Consider the following 22,797-nt stretch of genomic DNA (forward strand, 5'->3'; position numbering starts at 1 on the left):
ATTTATTAGTTGTTGATTATTGTTGTTCTCTATTTATATAAAGCCAACCTTTCTCGGTTTGACTAAAACTATCATTAGATTCTTTTAGTTTAATTACATAGAAATAAGTTCCTGTAACTAAATTTATACCTCCCTGGTCTTGTCCAAAGAATTCGTTTCTATAAGTATTAGAAGACTCATATACTTTTCTTCCATAACGATTAAAAATTTGAACTTTTTCAACTCCAAGAATATCGTCTAAGAAAGCCAAGTCAAAGCTATCGTTAATTCCGTCACCGTTAGGAGAAATACCCTCTGGTATGATACAACTTTGCAGAATTTCTCCTTCACCATCGTCTTGTCTGGTAAAGTTAAATTCAAATACTTCTGTAACTTCACAATCATTGATTGTTACAGTAACAGCATATTCGCCCTCTAGGGTTTCAGCCTCACCACTATTAGCCCAAGACAAATTTAGGTTTGAAGAAGTTTGAGTTGTTCCGTTAGGTAAAGACCATACTACACTTGTGCCGTCTTGGCTGTTGTTATAACCGCTTTCAAAAGTTGTTTCTAACTCATCAAAACAGACGGTTTTGTTTTCAATAAGAACTGTGTGGGCTTCAAATAAATCGACTTCATAACTAGTTGTTTCCTCGCATCCATTAACCGAAACAGTTAATTCGTAAGTTCCTCCTTCATTCACTTCAATTGTAGGAGTTGTTTCTCCGGTACTCCACGAATAGCTAGGGTTAGCTTCTTCTTGAGAAGGCACAAAGAATTCAATTTCAGGTTCAATTACTGCATTTATTTCTTGTCCTTCAGAAAAACAAGCAGAAATAGATTCTATTTGCTCTACAACTTCAAATTCAACTAAATCAACCTCAACGGTGTAAGTATCAAAGCAATTTGCAAATTCAACATCTAGTTCGTAAATACCTGGTTCATTGGGCTCATAAGTAAAATCAGTAGCCCCTTCAATAGGTGCACCATTAAAATACCACTGATAAGATAGTTCAGGTACTATAATATCAACATCTTCAATATCGATATCTGGGTCATCTATAATATCTTGAATAATTTGCTCTGCATCTTCAATAGCCGCATTTATATTGTCTATGTTAGCTGGAGTAGCGTCTAAAATTACGCTTTCGTCAGGACATACTAATTCTGATGATGGTAAATTAACCTCAGGTTTTGGGAAGAAATCAACAAATACATTTCCTGAATTAAAACAAGCAACATTTCCATTTGGATCTACTACAAAGACAAATAATACATAGAAGCCGGTTTCGTCAACAGTAAGGCCAGGACCATCTGCTCCTTCAATTTCATCACCATTTCGTGTCCATGCGTATTGCAAAATACTTGAATCATCTGGAAAACCACTTTCTAAAAGTATAGGGTCACCATCACATTCGGTTTGAGGGTTAGCAAAAGTTAAATCATCGCCTAAATCAATTATACCAATGTCAAAACTTTGTCCTTCTAAGAAAACGGCCGTTGGAAGAACAGTATCTCTATAATCTCCTACAGCTAGTTTAATGGTATAAGTTTCTCCGGCAATTACATCAGCTGAGGCAGTAAGCGGCACAGTTCTTCCATCGTAGCCGGTGGCTGTACTATTTCCAGCATAAAACTGAGAAGCTGCAAATTCTCCGAGTGAACCAGATGCACAATTGTTAGCATTTCCACTAGTTCCGTTATGTATATTAGTAATTGTTGCTGGAATATTAGTACCTGGTAAAGTGGCAATATTTAACCCACCTAAATCAAAGGCTACATCTTCGTTATTAGGGTTAGCATCAATATTGTAAAAATTCTCATTATCTATACCTGGGCCACTTAAAATAAAAGCAAATACATCTGCATAAGAACAGACAAATGTATTGTATTCCATAGAAGCCATAAGATAATTAAACTCTATAAATTCTTGAAAAGGCACAAAATCAAACGTAATTACAGTGGCATTATTACTTTCTTCAGGACCAGCTAAATTGTCTAAATCAGGATCTCCGGTCCAGACAGTACCTGATAAATTTCCGCCTGGATTAGATGGAATAGTTGTTACATCATTACTAGCTAGCACAATACCATCCTCAAATGGAAAGGAAGTTCCGCTGCCATCAAAATAGCCAAAACTATCAAAAGTTGCACCAGAATCTCTTGAGTTGTTAGGTGATTCAACATTATCAACAATTTTACATTCACCTTGAATTAGAACCTCATCAATTAATTGAAAAAGTGTAAATTCATTGTCATTTTCCGAGAGGTCGTTAACGGGTTCAAAAATTTGGATGTTCTGCGAAAAGCCCACAAAAACGAAGCACCACATCAACACAAAATAAAATAATTTTTTTGTCATAATTAACTAGGGGTTTTAATTATTATTGTTCTCTATTTATGTATAGCCAGCCTTTATATTCACTTCCGTAAACCGGGTCTGGCTGAGTAAACTTAATTACTAAAAAGTAAGTTCCAGTAACTAAATTATTTCCTCCTTTATCTTGACCAACAAAGCTATTTTCATAATTGTTTTGTTGGAACACTTTTTTACCATATCGATTGAAGATTTGTAATTTTGAAATTCCTGAACGATCATTTAAAAACCTTAAATCTAAGGACGGATTCATGCCACCTGGAGATAATCCTTGAGGCACGATGCAATTTTCTATAGGGTAACGCTCAATATCCATTTCAGCTTCACATTCTCCCACCACTAAACGTACTCGATCTATATCATTCATTGTTCCTGTAACCGAACCTACTTCAAAATCGAGGGCAAAACCAGAAGCCTCTTGCTGTTGACCGTTAACAAACCAAGCGGCATTACTATTTTCATCAATTTGCATTCCATCAGCCATGGCAGTTAAATTAACTGTTTCACCAACACAGTATAGATTATCTGAATCATCATCTACAAAAATACTTAATTCTTGCGTTCCTACAAAGGTACTTGCTGAGCCTACACAATCTTCTGAATCTGAATAAGCTTCTACTTCATACAATCCGTGGCCATAGGTAGCTAAATTAATTGATTCTAAATTTTCTCCTTCAATTAATTCTCCATCTAAAAACCATTGAAACAAAGTTAATTCGACGTCTGTATTTTGTGGTGTAGCATTTAAAGTTTGATTCGTCAGGTCGCAATTGATTAATTCTTCTGGTAAATCTATTACTGGCGACTCATTAAAAATATACTCTACACTTGCAGAATCAATACAACCATCTATCTCTATGGTTACTGTATAAATGTTGGTCTCACTAACTTCAATACTTTGCGTAGTTTCACCGGTACTCCATTCATAGGTTACTTCTCCTTCAAAATCACCCTCAACATTAGCGGTAATTGTTTGTGGGTCTTCAACATCACAAAACTCTTGGTCACCACCCAAATCGATATCAAATTCGGTAAATTGAACAATAAAATCAAAGGTATTTAAACATTCTTGAAGTCCTGTACCAAAACCTGAAGAGAATGAAGTTATATGTAAAGAATATTCGCCTTCTTCGCTAATTGAATGAGTTGGATCGGTAGATAAAACGGCTCCATTCTCATCGAGCCACGCATGTTGCATTTCTTCATACGCATCTAAATTAATAGGCATTCCGTCTATCACTAAACTATCTCCTTCACAGATATTAATCTCATTGACTTCATCAGGGCTTAAACCAAGTTCAGGATCAAGCTCCACCTCTGGTGCTAGCCTCACATCAAAGAACACTTCTTCTGGACCAATAGCAGGGTCAGACAAATGCAACATTCTATAAACCCCTGATTCTTCAACAAATAAATCAGGTTGATCTTCACCATCAATTAAAACAAAATCTTCAATTTCTCCCTCTTCATCAAACAGCACTTCAAACCAAGCATAAGCATCTGCGCCTTCAATTTCTGATTCTATCAGGAAGCCTTCTGAAGCACATCCATAACGAACACCAAAGACATCATCACAACTTGTGCTACCGCTTTGTTCCTGTCCTAAATTGGTTTGTGTTAGTGAAATGTAACCTGCTGCCTGGTTGAAATTAGTAATAACAACAATATAAATTTCACCAGCTTCTGCATCAGGAAAAACCATATCTTCCACAGCTGCTGCAGAATAACTACAATCAACTGTATTTGCTTCGGTAAGATTTTCACAATTCCCTTCAACTTCATCAAATGGGCCATAAGCTATAAAATCAACATCAAGTGTTTGTCCTATAGACACGCCGTCGGCGTCAAAAGCAGTAGATTGAACGATTTCAAACTCTAAGTCACCACTCTCTTGCACTGTAACATAAAACCAAGCTGGGTTTGGCTGTGTAAATAAACATCCATAGTCTGGTCCATCTTCAGGGGGAGTAGTTTCGTTATAATAGTAGGTATTTGGAAAAACAAGAGCTGTTGGATTACCTTCGTCATCTACCGGTGCACAGAAAGGTTCGATATCAGAACACAATACATTATCTTCAAAAAATTCGGGAGTTGTTATACAAAGATCAAAGTTCAAATTTTGAGTACCAAAAGAATAGACTCTTACGTAATAGGTTTCACCGATTGTTAAATTTTCTGCTACCATAGAGTTAGAATTTCCAAAATTATCAAACTCTGAGCTACAATATAACTCAGCTAAATCACCACAATCATTTTCATAAATTGCTGAACCAAGTGGCGCACCAAAACCGGGATTAATTATTGTGGTCATGTGTGTTTCTGCGGTAGCTTCAAATTCATACCAAACATCTTGAGTAATGTCTGGGTGACAAGAAGAAGGCACTGATGTTGACGTAGCTTCAAACAAAGTTCCTTCGTTTAGTTCAACACATAAACTTCCGTCATTTACCACAGCAACCTCAGCATCATCACAAGATGAGTTTGCTGGCGGGCAAGCTTCTTGGGTTAAAGATTGGCTTGATATTATACAATTTGCATCGTCTAAGTTTTCAATTGTTATTTGCACATCTGTACCATTAGGGTAAGGGCCAAATGTAACAAGACCTGTTTCAGTAACGGTTTCAGTAAAATCGTCTTGATTATCAGTCACCTCTAAAGAAGTAGCATCACCCATATCCGTTACATCAATATCTACAAAAAACTGGTCGGTTCCACTATCACAATCATCAACAACTTCATAAGTCGCTTGTGGATTAATACAAGTAGCACAAGCAATTGTGTATTCGATCTCTTCATAATTATTGCCTTGGCAATTTACTGAACCATCAGAATTAATCAAAACCGTTAATTCATCTCCTGTTGACTGAAATGAATTTCCAGAAATATTTCCATCTAACGAAGCTAATTGTGTGCCATCAGTATCTAATACTACGAACTCATCAAAGAAAACCTCAACAAATCCAGCATTAATAGTTAGGTTTAAAGGACCTCCATTATCGCTAACATAAGTAATCTCGTAATCTTCATTATTAGCATAGCAATAAGTTTCGGTTATGGGCCCAGCATCACAATCCACAAAAATTTCAGAACAAATCTCTTGCGTAATTGTTGGAGAATTCGAATTACAATTAACATCATCTAAACTTTGAACAGTAATAACCACATCGGTTCCATTATCAAATGGACCAATTTGCACAACACCTGTTTCTGTAACCGTTTCTGTATATTCATCTTGGTTATCGGTGATTTCTAATGAGTTTGCATCACCTAAATCGGTAACATCTACATCAATAAAGAACTGAGGACCATTTTGACAATCGCTTACCAACTCATAATTTACTTGCGGATTAGTACAAGTAGCACATGAAACTGTATATTCTATAGGAAAATAAGCAGCTGATGAATCACAACCAACTGACCCGTCTGAAGTGATTTGAAAAGAGATGCTGTCTCCAGAAGATTGAAAAGTCAAACCTGAGACATCAAAATTCCCAAAACCTGGTTCTTCATCATTGAAATCGTATAAAACTGAACCATCTGAATCAAAGACAATTAAATTGTCAAAATTTTGCTCAATGTTACCCGAGTCAAAAGTAATATTTAAACTAGAACCATCGCTACTAGTGAAATCAAAAGTTGTATTATCATTATTACCATAACAATAAGAACCATCAAAGGGGCCTTCATTACAATCTATAGTTTGCGATGGATCATCTTCTGTGGTAAAGGAAAACTCTTGACATTCAGCATCATCTGCGTCACCATTTTCATTTGAAGGAATAATATTTACATAATATGTAGTTTCGTAATCTAAATCTTCAGCGAAGTTATAAGAAGTGGCTAAACCAGTAGAAACATTATCTACTACGTCGTTTCCTCCCGGGGTTGTTCCAACAGTTAGAAAGTATTCAGTAGCTAAACCAGTAGCCGCCGCCCATGAAATATTTCCTTCAATAGGGAAATCTGTTAAACCATCTTGATCAAGGACAGCATCACAATTTGGAGAATCGTTAGAAGTTTGTAAAAAGCTAAAACTATCTAGATAAAAGTAAAAATCACCCCCTTGACGGTCAATAAAAATCCTGAATTGGAAGTCAGAATCCTCTGGAATATCTACGGCATCAATAGTATATGAAAGTGTAGCACATTCATTAGAGGTAACGTGATTGTCATCATCTATAGTTTCTAGCAAAGTCCAATTATCTCCAGCATCTGTAGAATACTCAATATCAAAAAACCCCCATCCAGGAGCAGTAGCGTCTGTTGCTGCACTCCAATCAACAATTTTATAATCAAAAGAAATATTAAGATCGGTTCCATTGGATAGCCCTTCATAATTTACAGTAGTTAGCGTACTATTAGAAGAAGCTCCAGTACCCCAAACATTAGCTCTTATGCTATTCCCTGTACAAGACTGAAGATTAGATCCAAAAAAATTAGCCCCTTGATTAGTCCACCCAACGGGAACGCCTCCATCAAGATTTTCTATCACACCTATTTGAGCAAAAGATGCGAAAGAAATGAATACAAAAGCGAAGTTAAGTAATAATGTTTTCATCAATAATAATTTAGGGTGTGAATATATAAAATTGTTACCAATAAGTTAAACATAATATTAAAATAATTTTACTAAAAGTATATTTATCAGATTTTCAAAACCTTATACTAAGAAAAAACAAAACCCAGAAAGCATTATAAAACAAGGGGCTCAAGTTATTAACCTGAGTTCAATTATTTTTTAAGCTTTTTTCATTAAGTTTTTAAAAGCAAGTGAGTCATATTTACTTTACATTGGCGAAATAAAAAGTGAACATATTAATAAATTAAGTTCTATAATCATCATATTACTTAAATTTGTAGCATTTAACAAATTATGATCGACAAACAAGATATTGAATACGAAAAAGTTGTCCTTATAGGGGTAATAACACAGCATCAAGATGAAGAAAAATCTAAAGAATATTTAGACGAACTTGCTTTTTTATCGTTTACAGCTGGCGGTGAAGTAGTTAAAAGATTTCAACAAAAAATAGACAAACCCAATCCCAAAACTTTTATTGGTAAAGGGAAAATGGAACAAGTAAGAGAGTTTGTTGTAGAAAATGAAATAAGCACAGCCGTATTTGATGACGAACTTTCTCCTGCTCAACAAAAAAATATTGAGAAAATTTTGAAATGTAAAGTCATTGATCGAACCTATCTCATTTTAGATATTTTTGCTCAACGTGCGCAAACTAGTTACGCAAGTACGCAAGTAGAGTTAGCGCAGTACGAATATTTATTACCGCGTTTAGCTGGACTTTGGACCCACTTAGAACGCCAACGTGGGGGTATTGGAATGCGTGGTCCAGGTGAAACCGAAATTGAAACCGACCGGAGGATTGTTCGTGACAAAATTAGCTTGCTTAAAAAGAAACTTGAGACCATTGATAAACAAATGGCGGTACAGCGCGGAAATCGCGGAAGTTTAATAAGAGTAGCATTAGTAGGTTACACCAATGTTGGGAAGTCAACTTTAATGAATATCATTGCCAAAAGTGAAGTATTTGCAGAAAACAAATTATTTGCTACTCTAGATACTACGGTTAGAAAGGTGGTCATTAAAAATTTGCCTTTTTTACTTACGGACACCGTTGGATTTATAAGAAAACTTCCTACACAATTGGTAGAATCCTTTAAATCAACTTTAGATGAAGTAAGGGAAGCCGATTTACTTTTACACGTAGTTGATATTTCGCATCGTTCATTTGAAGACCACATCGCATCAGTACATCAAATTTTAAAAGAAATTGAGGTTTTAGACAAACCAATGATGATGGTCTTTAATAAAATTGATGTGTATGAAGCTGAAGCTTATAATGACGAAGATTTGCAAGAAGAACGAACTTCTGCGCATTTCACCCTTGAGGAGTGGAAAAAAACTTGGATGAATAAAATGGGAGAGAATGTTTTGTTTATTTCAGCTACAGAAAAAGAAAATATTGAAGAGTTTAGAAAGAAGGTTTACGAGGCCGTAAGAGAAATTCACATCACAAGGTTCCCTTACAATAACTTTTTATATCCTGAATATGATGAGTTTGAAAGTACCGATGAATAAAAAGGTTAGCCATAAATAAATAAGACTTAGTTGTAGCTTTTTTTTAATAATTTTATAAATTTATCTCCTAAATACAATATTTTATCAAAAAAAATAATACTTTTGGCTAAACATTAAAATTTATAACAATGAAAAAAATTTTTATTTTAGGCGTAATGGCTCTAGCAATGGTATCATGTACAGTAACAATGCCTGTTAATGCAACTAGCAATGAAGTAGGTTCAAAAACTGGTACAGCAAGCACAACTTCAATTTTAGGATTACACTTAGATGGAGGTGATGCTTCTATTAGAACTGCAGCCAAAAAAGGTGGTATCAAGAAAATTTCAACTGTTGATTTTAAAACAACTAATTACCTGTTTTTAATAGGTCAGTATGAAACTATTGTAACTGGTAATTAATTAATCATTAATTTTCATAGAGCAGAAAGGTTTTTAAATCGTTTCTGCTCTTTTTTTCTTTTTTATGAAAAAGGTACTACTACTTCTACTGCCAATAATTTTTCTGGCTCAATGTAAAAGCTCTTCAAACAATACTGAAACCATCACATTTGGATACAAAGAAACTTTTAAAATTTCTAATGATGAGGAAAGTGCAGTTGTAAATAATTTTATTGCACTTCACGAAAGTATATGGAATTATCAAGATTTCAACTTGCCTTTAAATAAGATTTTGCTTCATGAAGATTACTACATTTTTATTTCAGCGGCAATTGAAAACTCTGAACAAGAAACAATCAATCAAATTTTAAAAACAGAAGAATTTAACTTTGTTGAAAATGAAAATTCAACCAAGTTTAGCAAACAACTTCTTTACACCAATAACGAATATTACATCTATTCGGTTATTTATACTGAAAGAGTTCAGGGAATTCCGTTTGTTATTAGCTGGGTCTCTAAAGACAAAGACCTAATTACTAAAGCATACCAGAATCAACTATTCGATGAAAAAATTAATTAGTTCAACTCTTATTTTGATAGCAATCATAGCTTGCTCTCCTTTGCAAAGAAATAATAATTCTTCCTCAAGTTTAAATGGATTTGAAACACATAAAGGCGTTATTAACTATTTTGTAAATGATAGTGTTGACCAGTATTTTATAAAACCTTTAAAATTCAAATCTAAAGATTTTGAGTTACATCCCGATTTCACATTTAGAACAGGAGACCATAGCGATGATATAACTGTAAACTTTTCTATTTTTTCTAACCAACCTGTTCAGATAAATGAAGTTGAAAGAATTATTTATGCATCAGCTTTAAAAAATATCAAAAAAATGTACGTTGAAAAGAAATCCAAAAAAAAGGTAGAATCTCGTTTTTCTGCTAAAATTGACAAAACGAGTTTTCTTGAAATTAATGCTGATCAAAGTTGGACACTAGAATATAAAGGTGGAAAAAAAATACACCTTCGTCCAAATAATAAAACTAAAAAAACGCAAAGCTTATTTCAATTCATTGTTATAAACTAGCACTCATTATTCTAAATAGCCCATTTTTTTCATCCACTCGTCGTTGTACATTTTCCCTACATAACGACTTCCGTGATCATGAAATAAAACAACCACAACGTCTTCTTTTTTGAAATGATGCTTTAACTGAAGTAAGCCTTTTACTGCAGCACCAGCAGAATTCCCTAGAAACATCCCCTCTTCTTTGGCTAACTTTTGGGTGTAAACAGCGGCGTCTTTATCGGTGACTTTCTCAAAACCGTCAATCACTTCAAATCGCACGTTTAAAGGTAAAATATCTTCGCCTATACCTTCTGTTACATAAGGATAAATTTCATTTTCATCAAATACCCCTGTTTCGTGGTATTTTTTAAAAACTGAACCATAGGTATCAATTCCCCAAACCTTTACATTTGGGTTTTGTAATTTCAGGTAGGAACCCACACCAGATATGGTGCCTCCAGTACCAACACCTACAACAAAATGGGTTACTTTTCCATCAGTTTGATCCCAAATTTCTGGGCCAGTAGATTGAAAATGTGCTTTGCAATTAGAAGGATTATCATATTGATTTACATACCAAGAGTTTGGCGTTTCTCTCGCTAATCTTGCTGAAGTTGAATAATAAGAGCGTGGATCATCTGGCGCAACATCGGTTGGACATACATGCACTTCACAACCTACACCTCTCAAAATATCCATCTTTTCCTTACTCTGTTTATCGCTAAGCACACAAACCACATTGTAACCTTTCACAATAGCCACTAAAGCTAGTCCCATGCCTGTGTTACCAGAAGTTCCTTCAATAATTGTTCCGCCAGGTTTTAAACGACCATCTTTTTCAGCATCCTCAATCATTTGTAAAGCCATGCGGTCTTTCACCGAATTGCCAGGATTAAAAGTTTCGTACTTGGCTAAGACCGTTGCTGGGATTTGTTCTACAATTTTGTTTAATTTAACCAATGGAGTATTCCCTATGGTTTCTATGATATTATTTGCGTACTTCATAAAATTATTTTCGTTTGCAAATATATAAAAACCTATGTTCGATTATTCTCACTTTATCAAAACTCTTTTAAATAGTAAGATAGGAACTTTTTTAAGACGTAATAATTAGCTATTACAGAGTAAAAAAGTAAAGTAGATTGCTATTTATAACTAATTACTCTATTTCATTCAATAAGAACATCCATTTACTGTGTTAATTTTTATAAGGACGAGCTAAAAAGTTATCCTTTGAAGCTAGGAGAATTTTACCTTTTTAAAAGGACTAAAGTGTAATTTTTTGGAGTAGATAAAACAGGCCCCAAACAAAAAGTGTACTTAAAAAAGCAGTAGTTCCTAACTTTCCGCCAAAGCCTACAAATAACTTTAAACTTAAAATGTAAATGATTCCGCAGACCAAACCTCCCAACACTACTAAACCTAATGAAGCTAGGTTTGTGCTTGTCATGCCAACAAAAGTACCGGCAAAAACTACCAAAGCTAAATGAGGCAAATTAAATAAGTGACCAAACAAAGCGCCCAGCAAACCTACTATACAGGAAGCAACTACTACCGAAAGTCCGTTTTTATGAAGCATATAAGTAGCTGCGGCTCCTAATGATGAGGAAAATATAAGTATTAAATGATTGAGCATGCGTTTAATTTTAGTGCGAAAATAATCTTTTTTTGGAGATTGCCTAGCCCTGATGGAGGCGGCATCCTTTTTTGAAAAAGCCATTAACCTGAGTTCGATTATTCTCACTTTGTCAAAACTGTTTTAAATAGTAAGATACAAACTTTTTTAAGACGTAATATCTGGATATTGCGGAGTAAAAAAGTAAAGTAGATTGCTGTTTAAAACTGATTACTCTATTTTATTCAATAAGWACATCCATTTACAGCGTTAATTTTTATCACGATAGCTAAGGCTATCCTTCAAAAAATTGCCTTGTAACTGAATATCCTTATTGATTTTGACTTTGTGATTATAATCGAACTCAGGTTATTAGAAGTTGCCTAGCAAAAAGCAACCTAAGAAGCTCTTTTGCTAGGCTAAAATTTTTGGCTTTTGAAAAAAAGATAGAGCCGAGAGCAGGTTCCTGGCTCCTTATTCTATTACTCTTTTACTACCAATTGTATGGTTTCGCGAGTGAGCTGCTTGAGCAGTACTTGCTTGTTTTTTTCGATTTTTTGAATGGCTTTTTGGTCGAAATGACGCACGGTATATAAGGAAACGCCTTTGTTGTATGTTACCTTAAATTTGGCTTTGAGGATTTCGATAAGCTTGCCCACATTATTGAATTTGTTGTCCACACAAACCGAAAAACTAATAGCGGAATTTTGAATTAAATCAACTTTAATTTGATGCTTGTGCAGTAGTGCAAAGACTTCGCTAATATTTTCTTCTACAAAAAAGGAGAAATCGATAGCTGAAAGCGATAGTAAAACTAAATTTTTCTGGACAATATAACAGGGAATAAGCGGTTCTATAAGTTGTCCTTTAGCAACCACAGTTCCTTTGTTTTCAGGGTTTTGAAAGGATTTTACGTGCAGTGGAATTTCCTTTTTTTGGAGCGGTTGCAAGGTTTTTGGGTGAATAACCGAGGCGCCGTAAAAAGCTAATTCAATGGCTTCTTCATAAGAGATTTTGTGAAGTAATTGCGTATCTTCAAAGACATTTGGGTCTCCATTAAGTACGCCGGGAACGTCTTTCCAAATATACACGGCTTCTGCATTTAGGCAGTAGGCAAAAATAGCTGCAGTGTAATCACTTCCTTCTCGCCCTAAAGTAGTGGTGAAATTGTTTTCATCAGAGCCAATAAATCCTTGGGTTATGCAAAGTTCATTACGCTCTACATGAGCATTAATTTTGGTTTGAGTCCGTTCCCAATTAACCTTAGCATCTCGGTAGGTGTCATCGGTATCAATGAGGCTTCTGCCATCTAACCAAGTATTGAGAATACCTTGTGATTTCAAGTACTGACTTACAATTGAAGTTGAAATTAACTCTCCAAAACACACCACTTGGTCATAAACGTAATCATAGTTAGGCGATTTATTTCTTTCTAAAAAGATTTCTAACTCGTCTAAAAAATAGTTGGTTTTGGTGTAAGCCGGATGTTGGGGTTCATTAAAAAGTTGATCTAAAATGGCGTAGTGATAGTCCTTGATTTGTTTAATCTTGTCTTTAAGTTTAGGTGATTTTTCAACATATAAAGTGATGACTTCTTCTAGCGCATTAGTAATTTTACCCATCGCTGAAATCACAATAATTTTGTCTTCTACTCCGGTAAACTGAAGCACTTTAGCCACATTTCTTACCCCTGCGGCGTCTTTTACAGAGGCGCCTCCAAACTTAAAAACTTGCATGATTATTATTGATTTATGTATTGATTTCTAATTGAACGGTATCCCAATGTGATAAAACATTGGCTCCGTAATTTTTGTAGAATTCTACAGCAGGTGTATTCCAATCCAAAACTACCCATTCTACTCGTTTTAGGCCTTGATTTTTGGCGGTTTTTACTACCTCGTCTAAAAGTGCTTTACCTAGGCCTTTACCTCTCATTTTTTGGGTTACGATAAGGTCTTCTAGGTGAATGGTTTTTCCCTTCCATGTTGAAAAGCGAGGATAAAAAAGTGCCATTCCCACAATTTCTTGTCTAAACTCACTTACTAAACATTGAAAGTAAGCCTCTTCCGAAAACCCGTATTTATATAAGGTTTCTTCTGAAATTTCTACCGCATCAGGTTCTTTTTCAAAAGTAGCTAACTCATGAATAAGTTGTAAGATGTAAGGTATGTCTTTTTCTTGGGCTTTTCTAATGTTAAAATCCATAGCATTCTTTTTCAAGCGTACAAAAATAATTCAGTTGAAGCTAATTATAGCTTTTTCAACTTTTTTTTTTGCTATAAACCTAAGTTCGATTAATAGCAGAGTTTACAACAATTTGACTTAGAATAATCGAATAATAAAATTAAAATCAATAAAGAAACACTTAATTAATCATAAAGACATAAGGAACTAACAATAGCGTAACACTTTTTTGAAACAATTAGGTTTATTTTTGTATTGAATCTAAAGAAAAACGCTAGTCTTATGAAAACAAAAAAAATCAACAGATTTATTACAGAAGCAATTGGCGAATTAAGTCCAGAAAGCAGGCCTTTTATAGCAAACTTTACTAATGAGTTAGAAGAAGAACAAAAGACAAAAAAACACAGTAAGAAAAATCAATTTTTTGGCTTGTAAACAAACATTTAAATTGCGCTTCCTAAAAAAACAAATAGCTGTTTTTTAAATTCGGTTTGCTTCTATTTACTTTTAATCAAACTTTATTAAGAAATAGAAGTAATCAAATGTTTACAATATTATTTTAATTAAGTTTTTAATTTCATTCAAATAGTTTTTACTTTTGACTAAACCATGTCCGCAAACTCTTAAACAAAAAGCAAAACCCTTTACCTTACAAGGACTTGCAAGCTAATTTTTAACCATACATTAACAAGCACTACAGCAATTATTTTTCAATTTGCACGCTCAATAGAAGTAAAGAGTTTAGACTAAATATTGAATTTATGGAAAATCAGAATGAGCATTTAGATATGGCCAGCATCAATGAAAAAATACAAAGAGAAAGTGCCTTTGTAGATATTTTGATGCGTGAAATGAATAAGGTAATTGTTGGTCAACAACACATGGTAGAACGCTTACTAATTGGTCTTTTAGGTAAAGGGCACATTTTGTTAGAAGGGGTGCCAGGATTGGCTAAGACTTTAGCAATTAACACTTTATCAAAAGCTGTTCAAGGAAGCTTTTCCAGAATTCAGTTTACGCCAGACTTACTTCCTGCCGATGTAGTAGGAACCATGATTTACAATATTAAGGAAAACGACTTCAGCATTAAAAAAGGACCTATTTTTGCCAATTTTGTTCTTGCTGATGAGATTAACCGTGCACCAGCTAAGGTGCAATCGGCTTTATTAGAAGCCATGCAAGAAAAGCAAGTAACTATTGGTGATGAAACTTTTATATTAGATAAGCCATTTTTGGTAATGGCCACTCAAAACCCTGTTGAGCAAGAAGGAACCTATCCTTTACCTGAAGCGCAGGTTGATCGATTTATGCTAAAAACAGTTATTGATTATCCAAAAATTGAAGACGAACAACAAATTGTGAGGGCTAATCTAAAAGGCAGTTTTGAAAACGTAAATCCAGTAATCTCTACTGCTCAAATCCTTAGTGCTCAAGAAGCCGTTAAGGATGTATATATGGACGAAAAGATTGAGAAATATATTCTTGATTTGATTTTTGCTACACGTTATCCTGAAAAATATAAACTACAAGACTTAAAACCTTTAATTAGTTTTGGTGCTTCACCAAGAGGAAGTATTAATTTAGCAACTGCCGCAAAATGCTACGCTTTTATTAGAAGAAGAGGCTACGTAATTCCAGAAGATGTACGCGCTGTAGTCTATGATGTGTTAAGACATCGTGTAGGAATTACTTATGAAGCCGAAGCTGAAAATGTAACTTCCATAGATATCATTAATAAAATTGTGAATGAAGTAGAAGTGCCTTAATCAAATTCCACTTATTAAAAATTTAAATTAGAATTTGAAATAATTATGGATACTAAGGAGCTTTTAAAAAAGGTAAGAAAAATTGAAATCAAAACACGTAGGTTAAGCGACCACGTTTTTGGTGGTGAATACCATTCTACGTTCAAAGGACGAGGAATGACTTTTAGCGAAGTAAGAAAATATCAATTTGGTGATGATGTTCGCGCCATTGATTGGAATGTTACCGCTAGATACAACGAGCCTTTTGTAAAAGTATTTGAAGAAGAACGCGAACTTACCATGATGCTTTTGGTAGATATTTCTGGGTCACAATTTTTTGGCACACAAACTTCTATTAAAAGAGATCGAATTACTGAAATAGCTGCTACTTTAGCTTTTTCGGCTACACAAAATAACGATAAAATTGGACTGATTCTTTTTACCGATGAAATTGAGCTTTACATTCCGCCTAAAAAAGGGAGGTCTCACGTTTTGCGAATTATTAGAGAGTTGCTAGAATTTCAGCCAAAAAGTAAGAAAACCGATTTAGGAAAAGCCATTAAGTTTCTTTCTAATGTGATGAAGAAAAAAGCTATTACTTTTATGTTGTCAGATTTTATGTTGGATGATTACGCACAAGAATTGAAAATTGCTTCTCAACGTCACGACATTACTGGAATCAGAGTTTTTGATATTCGTGAAAAAGAGATGCCTAATGTTGGTATGGTACAAATGAAAGATCAAGAAACAGGTGAAAGTTTGTGGGTAAATACCTCCTCTAAAAAGACTAGAAATCGCTATGAAATTAACTTTAAAAAACAATCAGAATACTTTAAAAAATCTTTTAGCGCAAGTGGTGCAGGCAGTTTAACTACACGAGTAGATGAAAATTACGTCACTAAATTACTCACTTACTTTAAAGCAAGATAAACGCATGAAAATCAATTATTTAAATTTTATCTTATTGACTTGCTTTTTGAGTGGATTAAGTACAATTCAGTTATTTGCTCAGCAGGCAAATGTAAGCCTTGACCGAGATAGTATTTTAATTGGTGAACAAGTTATTTATACCATTGAAGTTGAAACCAATATAGATGATGTAGTTCAGTTTCCAGAAGGCCAAACTTTTGTTCCGCTTGAAGCTATTGAAGCCTTTAAGATTGACACCAATCAATTAGAGCCAAAATTAAAATTAAGCAAACAATACGCACTTACTCAATTTGATTCGGGCAGTTACACTATTCCCAAACAATTTATTCAAATTAACGAATCAGGAATTAGCACAGATTCACTTCAAATTTATGTGCAAGATGTAGTTGTTGACACCACCAAACAAGGTTTGTTTCCGGTAAAGACTTACATTGAAACAGAGCGGCCTTTCCAAATTCCTGAATGGATATGGTGGGGCTTGTTGCTACTTGGGGTTGTTGTTGGTTTGTTCTTATTAATTCAGTATATTCTTCAAAAAAGAAAAGAAGCAAAAGAAAATATTCCACCTTATCAAAAAGCTATTCAATCACTTCAGCAATTAGATGAAAGTCCGTTGATGAAAGAGCGAAACTTAAGAGAATATTATTCAGTTTTAACCAATATTAGTCGCCGCTATTTAGAAGATAAAATAGAACTTCGCGCTTTAGAGTTTACCACCAATGAATTAATTGATGAATTGCAACGCAATAAAGACGCCAAGAAGATTCTTATTCAACAAGCCACCATAGATGATTTCAGAAAAATTTTAAAACGTTCTGATTTAGCTAAGTTTGCCAGGTCGCAACCCGACGTTCTAACAGCAAAAGACGACCGAAAGTTTATACAGTCGTTTACAGACGAAGTAGATCAAGGAATTCCAGAACCTACGGAAGAAGAGTTAGCCCAAGATGCTGCTTTTAGAGCTAAAAAAGCAAGAAAACAAAAACAAATAAAATTTGCGCTAGGAGCGCTAGCCGTTTTACTCATTATATCGGGTGGAATCACCTATTTGATTGCTACCAAAGGATACGACTACGTTAAAGACCACTATTTTGGTCATCCTAGTAAAGAATTATTAGAAGGAAATTGGGTAAGTAGTCAATATGGAATTCCTCCTGTAGGAATTACCACGCCCGAAGTTTTAGTTCGAGGTGATTCTGAAATGACACAAGAAGCTAAAAAGATTTTAGCAGATCCAGAAACTTTTGTAGCCGGGGGTATTTATAGTAATTTTCACAGTGTACTTTCGGTAATGCAATTTAAAGAAGATGAAGAATTTGATTTAAACACAGTGGTTGATGGCGTGTATGAGATTTTAGAAGCTGAAGGAGCTTACAATATTTTATCCAAAGAAGATCAAACTACCACTCTTGACGGAGCTGAAGGAAAATTAGTCTCTGGTAATTTTGCTATTGAAAATCCTTTTACAAAAAACGATATCAAAAAAGAATATAAGATTTTAAATTTTGCAGAAATGGGGGCTTTTCAACAGCTTATTTTGATTTATAATGCAGACGACCAATACGCTGAAGAAATTAGCCAGCGAGTAATTAACTCACTAGAACTTAGAACGCAATAAAGATGTGGAATTACAAAGACATATTTTTTGAAAATCCAGCCTGGTTTTGGCTTTTCTTGCTATTGCCATTTGTTGCTTTTTGGTACTATTGGAAACGCAATGAACAAAACCCTAGTTTATCTATTTCTAGTCTAGAAGGATTTAAAGACACGACTAGTATCTTACCAAAACTTAGGCCAGTGCTCTATGTACTTCGGCTATTAGCGCTTTCGTTTTTAATTGTAGCAATGGCTAGACCAAGAACAGTGGATGTTTCAAGTAAAACTTCAGGAATTGAAGGAGTAGATATCATCATAACCGCAGATATTTCAACAAGTATGTTAGCCAAAGACTTTAAACCAAATCGACTTGAAGCCTTAAAAAAAGTAGCTTCAGAATTTGTTCAAAATCGAAAAACAGACCGAGTGGGTTTAGCAATTTATGCCGGCGAAAGCTACACCCAAACACCACTTACCTCAGACCGAATTTTAGTAAGCAATGCCATTGAAAATCTAACACACGCCATTAATATTGACGACGGTACGGCTATTGGTATGGGAATTGCCACAGCGGTGAATCGCCTAAAAGAAAGCGACACAGAAAGTAAAGTCATTATTTTACTTACCGATGGAGTAAATAATGCTGGATTAATTGACCCTATTATGGCTGCTGAAATTGCTAAAGAAAAAGGGATTAAAATTTATAGCATTGGAATTGGTAGTAGAGGTAGAGCATTATCTCCCGTTGCTATTTTGCCTAACGGCGAATTTCAATACCGCCCCATAGAAGTTGAAATTGATGAAGAATTAATGCAGTTGATCTCTAAAGAAACTGGCGGAAAATACTTTAGGGCTACCAATGAAGAATCCTTACAACGGATTTACGATGAAATTGATAGCTTAGAAAAGTCGGAAATTGAAGAAGAAACCTTTTATGATTACGAAGAAAAATTTAGACCCTTGGTAATTATTGGTTTATTGCTGTTGTTTTTCGAGATTATTTTAAGAAATACTTTATTTAGAAGTTTTATATAATGTACATACTAGAAGAGAAAATATATTTGTGGTGCTTGTTAGCTATTCCTTTATTAATAGCCATACATTTACTTGTTCTATTCTGGAGAAAACGAACACAACAAAAATTTGCTTCGCCAAAATTGTTTGGCTTACTAACGCCTAATAAATCTACCTTAAAATCTTCGCTTAAAATCACATTTTTATGCCTAGCCATTGGTTTTTTAAGCATTGCATTAGTCAATCCCAAATTAGGTACAAAAACAGAAACAGTTAAGCGAGAAGGAGTAGATCTTGTTTTTGCATTAGACGTTTCAAAAAGTATGCTAGCCGAAGATATAACGCCAAATCGTTTAGCTAAGTCGAAACGAATTATAAGCGAAATAATCAACAACCTTAAGGGAGACAGAGTAGGTTTAATTGGCTATGCAGGAAGTGCCTTTCCACAAGTTCCAATCACAACAGATTATTCGGCTACTAAAAACTTTCTTCGCTCTATGAATACAGACATGGTTTCTAGTCAAGGTACGGCCACTCGTGAAGCTGTTCGTCTAGCCAATCGGTATTTTGATAACGAAGAAACAAGCAAAGTATTAATTTTAGTAACCGATGGCGAAGACCATCAAGCCGACTTTGAGGAAGAAATTGCACGTGCAGCAGAACAAGGCATAAAAATTATTGCATTAGGAGCAGGAACTGAGCGCGGAGCACCTATTCCAATTCGTGACGGAAGAGGTGGTGTAAATTACAAAAAAGACCGTGCTGGAGAAACCGTAATTACACGCGCAGACCTCTCTACTTTAAAACGCATTGCTGATTTAGGGAATGGCGTTTATGTAGATGGCAGTAGTACAACAAAAGCAGTAAATGAAGTTTTAGAAGCAATTAATGATTTGGAAAAAACTGAATTTGAAACGAAAGAATATGCAAATTATCAACATTATTTTCAATGGTTTTTAATCCTTGGTATATTTTTTATGTTGCTAGAAGTACTTCTTCTTGAGCGCAAAACAGGTTGGTTGAGCAAATTGAATTTATTTAATGAAAATGAATCTGAAAATGAATAACTTAAAACCTATAAAAAGCTATTTCATTTTACTACTGCTATCCTTGCTTTCAGTAGTTAATTTGCACGCCCAAGAAGTTTCAAAAGAAGTAAAAAAACATTTAGCAGAGGCGGCTTCGCAAATAGAAAGTGATAATTTTGCAGCAGCTGAAGCAGCATTCAGAAAAGCATTGTCGGCCGATCCTGATAATGATATAGCGCGTTATAATTTTGGTAATCTTTATTTAAAAAATGACAAACAAAAGGAAGCTTTTATTAATTTAGCAGAAACGGTACAAAAAAGCGAAAATAGACAACTTAAACATAAGAGTTTTCACAACCAAGGAAACATGCTAATGGAAGAAGAGCGTTACGGCGAAGCAGTAGAAGCCTATAAAAATGCACTTCGAATGCAACCTAATGATGATGAAACCCGCTATAATTTAGCTTTAGCCAAGAAAAAACAAGAAGAAGACGGCGGAGGTGGCGGAGACGACGATGATCAAGAAGACGAACAAGAGCAACCTCAAGATGACCAGGGCGAAGGAGAAGATGAGGATGAGGATAATCAAGATAATCAAGACCAAGATCAAAAGGATCAGGGAGACGAAGGTGATCAAGAAGACGAAGATAAAGAAGGTGAGGGTGAGCAAGATAATGATGAGGAAGGCGAGCAAGAACAAGAGCAACAACAGCCTCAAAACCAAGGTGGCAAAGATGAAGAGAAAGAAGGAGAACAACAAGAACAAAAGCCACAACAAGTGGAAGGTAAACTCTCTCCAGAACAAATTCAAAATCTCTTAGAGGCTATTGAAAATAAAGAGAAAGAAACTCAAGATAAAGTGAATAAAAAAGAAGAAAAAGGAGAACGGGTAAGAACCGAAAAAGATTGGTAATGAAACACGCATGTATAAAGCTTATATACACAAAGGAATGATTATACGTGTTACATATGACCACTAAAAAGCAAATCATATAAACAGATGAAAAAGTTAATTTACATCGTAATTTCATTATTGTTTGGATTCTCAAGTTTAGCTCAGGTACAGTTTGAAGCCAAAGCTAGTAGAGAAAAAATGGGCATTAATGAACGCGTAAAAGTAGAGTTTATTATTGATAAAGATGCTGATAATTTTCTTGCTCCAGATTTTAAAGGTTTTAAACGTTTAGCAGGGCCAAATCAATCCATCTCACAAAGTTGGGTGAATGGTAAAAGCAGTTTTCAAAAAACTTATACTTATTTTCTAGAACCCCAGCGAAGAGGAAGACTAACAATTGGTCAAGCTGAAATTGAATACCAAGGAAAAACTTACAAGACTTCGCCTATTGACATAGAGGTTACTGCTGCTGTAGATAATCCAAACTCCTATAAAAGTATTGCAAAAAGTAGGCTCTCCGATGCTATTCACCTTGTAGCAGAAGTTTCTAAAACTAAATCCTATTTAAATGAAGAGGTTTATGTGGTTTATAAATTATTCATAGGAAGAGATGTGAACATTAGAAACTACCGCGTCTTAGACGACCCAAAATTCAATGATTTTTGGAGTCAAAATATTGATATTGATCAGCTTGAAGTGAAAGAGGGTGAATATGGTGGAGAACCTTATCAATATGTGGAATTAAGAAAGACTTTACTCTATCCGCAAAAAACGGGAGAGTTGGTGATTGAGCCACTAACTGTAGCCTTATCGGTTCAGGTTCCTAGTGATAAAAGAGATATTTTTGGAAGAAGGCAATACGAATATGTTGAGAAAAACGCTTCTGCAAAAACCCGGAAATTACAAGTAAAACCTTTACCAGAAAAAGGTAAACCAGCCGATTTTACGGGTGCTGTTGGTCAATTTGATATTGCGCTAAACACGAGTAAAACAAGTCTAGAGGCTAGAGAAAGTTTAACTGCAAATTTAAAAATATCAGGAACTGGAAACTTGAGTTTAATGAACCTTCCAGATTTAAAAATACCTGCTTCATTAGAAGTCTATGAACCTGAACGAAAAGATAATTACCGTACCACCTACCGAGGTCTATCTGGATACATTTCTAACAAATATACCATTGTTCCAGAATTTAAAGGAAATTATAAGATTTCTCCGGTGAAGTTTACTTATTTTGATCCAAACGAAGAAAAGTACAAAACAACAACTACTAAAGAAGTTCAAATAAATGTAGAAGCTGGACCTGAAAATCCGTTAAATCAACAAGCCAAAGTAGCCGAAGAAGGAACCAACAAAGCTGCTCTTAAAAATAGAATTACCTCAGATATGAGTTTTGAATACATTGCTACAGAAACCAAATTGCGTCCAGCTAACCAATCAAATTTCTTTAAAAGTACAAGTTTTTGGGCCTTATTTATATCGCCTTTGTTATTAATACCTCTATTTATTTTAGTTAAAAAGAACGCTAGTAAATTAGCTGTTTCTGAAACCAATAAGAAACAACGCAAAGCGAATCAACTAGCTAAAAAGTACCTGAGTGAAGCAAAAAAGAATCTAGGAAACAAAGAATCCTTTTTCGATGCGTTAGAAAGAGCCTTGCACAATTATTTAAAAGCCAAGCTACAAATCTCAACAGCCGAGATGAGCAAAGAAAAAATAATAGCAACCTTAAATGAAAATGAAATTGAGGAAGCCGTCTCTCAAAAATTTATTCGCTTGCTTTCTTCCTGCGAAATGGCAAAATACAGTCCGTCTAGCAATGAAGCAATGCAAGAAGAATATCAACAAGCTACCCAAATTATTTCTAAATTAGATAAAAACCTGTAA

At 34.6% G+C, this 22,797-nt stretch carries 18 protein-coding genes; 12 read left to right on the top strand and 6 right to left on the bottom strand.

Annotated features, from left to right (window positions below):
* Positions 1-16: 16 nt before the first annotated feature.
* Together G7034_RS09385 and G7034_RS09390 are read right to left on the bottom strand one after the other, a co-directional pair.
* Complete coding sequence (locus G7034_RS09385; RefSeq protein ID WP_166400703.1) at positions 17-2,341, bottom strand: choice-of-anchor L domain-containing protein; 2,325 nt, start codon at positions 2,339-2,341, stop codon at positions 17-19.
* A gap of 22 nt (positions 2,342-2,363) precedes the next feature.
* On the bottom strand, positions 2,364-6,914 hold the full coding sequence (locus G7034_RS09390; RefSeq protein ID WP_166400704.1) for a T9SS type B sorting domain-containing protein: 4,551 nt from the start codon (positions 6,912-6,914) through the stop codon (positions 2,364-2,366).
* A 315-nt stretch (positions 6,915-7,229) separates the two neighbouring features.
* Between G7034_RS09390 and hflX the strand changes: the two genes are divergently transcribed.
* From hflX to G7034_RS09410, 4 genes are all read left to right on the top strand, one after another.
* Positions 7,230-8,453 (top strand): GTPase HflX, encoded by a 1,224-nt coding sequence (gene hflX, locus G7034_RS09395; protein WP_166400705.1) that lies wholly within the window; start codon positions 7,230-7,232, stop codon positions 8,451-8,453.
* A 128-nt stretch (positions 8,454-8,581) separates the two neighbouring features.
* Positions 8,582-8,854 carry a TRL-like family protein gene (locus G7034_RS09400; RefSeq protein ID WP_166400706.1) on the top strand — a complete coding sequence of 91 codons (273 nt, stop codon included), beginning with the start codon at positions 8,582-8,584 and terminating at the stop codon, positions 8,852-8,854.
* Positions 8,855-8,918: 64 nt separating this feature from the next.
* Complete coding sequence (locus G7034_RS09405) at positions 8,919-9,413, top strand: hypothetical protein (protein ID WP_166400707.1); 495 nt, start codon at positions 8,919-8,921, stop codon at positions 9,411-9,413.
* Positions 9,397-9,924 carry a hypothetical protein gene (locus G7034_RS09410; protein WP_166400708.1) on the top strand — a complete coding sequence of 176 codons (528 nt, stop codon included), beginning with the start codon at positions 9,397-9,399 and terminating at the stop codon, positions 9,922-9,924. Before G7034_RS09405 ends, G7034_RS09410 begins: the two co-directional genes overlap by 17 nt.
* A gap of 6 nt (positions 9,925-9,930) precedes the next feature.
* Here G7034_RS09410 and G7034_RS09415 read toward each other — a convergent pair whose 3' ends face one another.
* The 4 genes from G7034_RS09415 to G7034_RS09430 form a co-directional block, all read right to left on the bottom strand.
* Positions 9,931-10,911 (bottom strand): PLP-dependent cysteine synthase family protein, encoded by a 981-nt coding sequence (locus G7034_RS09415; RefSeq protein WP_166400709.1) that lies wholly within the window; start codon positions 10,909-10,911, stop codon positions 9,931-9,933.
* Positions 10,912-11,173: 262 nt separating this feature from the next.
* Positions 11,174-11,542: a hypothetical protein gene (locus G7034_RS09420; RefSeq protein ID WP_223177616.1), complete on the bottom strand. Its 369-nt coding sequence runs from the start codon at positions 11,540-11,542 to the stop codon at positions 11,174-11,176.
* Between the two features lie 461 nt (positions 11,543-12,003).
* Positions 12,004-13,257 (bottom strand): aspartate kinase, encoded by a 1,254-nt coding sequence (locus G7034_RS09425; protein WP_166400711.1) that lies wholly within the window; start codon positions 13,255-13,257, stop codon positions 12,004-12,006.
* Positions 13,258-13,270: 13 nt separating this feature from the next.
* The gene (locus G7034_RS09430; protein WP_166400712.1) at positions 13,271-13,726 is read right to left on the bottom strand and encodes a GNAT family N-acetyltransferase; all 456 of its coding nucleotides are present in this window, start codon (positions 13,724-13,726) and stop codon (positions 13,271-13,273) included.
* Positions 13,727-13,987: 261 nt separating this feature from the next.
* Between G7034_RS09430 and G7034_RS09435 the strand changes: the two genes are divergently transcribed.
* From G7034_RS09435 to G7034_RS09470, 8 genes are all read left to right on the top strand, one after another.
* Positions 13,988-14,140 (top strand): hypothetical protein, encoded by a 153-nt coding sequence (locus G7034_RS09435; RefSeq protein WP_166400713.1) that lies wholly within the window; start codon positions 13,988-13,990, stop codon positions 14,138-14,140.
* Between the two features lie 326 nt (positions 14,141-14,466).
* The gene (locus G7034_RS09440; RefSeq protein ID WP_166400714.1) at positions 14,467-15,471 is read left to right on the top strand and encodes an AAA family ATPase; all 1,005 of its coding nucleotides are present in this window, start codon (positions 14,467-14,469) and stop codon (positions 15,469-15,471) included.
* A gap of 45 nt (positions 15,472-15,516) precedes the next feature.
* Complete coding sequence (locus tag G7034_RS09445) at positions 15,517-16,380, top strand: DUF58 domain-containing protein (protein WP_166400715.1); 864 nt, start codon at positions 15,517-15,519, stop codon at positions 16,378-16,380.
* A complete protein-coding gene (locus G7034_RS09450) occupies positions 16,334-17,998 on the top strand; it encodes a hypothetical protein (protein ID WP_166400716.1) in 1,665 nt (554 codons plus the stop codon). Before G7034_RS09445 ends, G7034_RS09450 begins: the two co-directional genes overlap by 47 nt.
* Before the next feature lie 2 nt (positions 17,999-18,000).
* Positions 18,001-19,011 (top strand): vWA domain-containing protein, encoded by a 1,011-nt coding sequence (locus G7034_RS09455; protein WP_166400717.1) that lies wholly within the window; start codon positions 18,001-18,003, stop codon positions 19,009-19,011.
* Positions 19,011-20,057, top strand: a complete 1,047-nt coding sequence (locus G7034_RS09460; protein ID WP_166400718.1) for a vWA domain-containing protein — start codon at positions 19,011-19,013, stop codon at positions 20,055-20,057. The genes G7034_RS09455 and G7034_RS09460 overlap by 1 nt, the downstream gene beginning before the upstream one ends.
* Entirely contained in the window at positions 20,050-20,931 is an 882-nt protein-coding gene (locus G7034_RS09465; protein ID WP_166400719.1) for a tetratricopeptide repeat protein, read from the top strand. Before G7034_RS09460 ends, G7034_RS09465 begins: the two co-directional genes overlap by 8 nt.
* An 87-nt stretch (positions 20,932-21,018) precedes the next feature.
* Positions 21,019-22,797 (top strand): BatD family protein, encoded by a 1,779-nt coding sequence (locus G7034_RS09470; RefSeq protein WP_166400720.1) that lies wholly within the window; start codon positions 21,019-21,021, stop codon positions 22,795-22,797.

Source organism: Psychroflexus maritimus, assembly GCF_011089875.1.
GTDB lineage: Bacteria > Bacteroidota > Bacteroidia > Flavobacteriales > Flavobacteriaceae > Psychroflexus > Psychroflexus maritimus.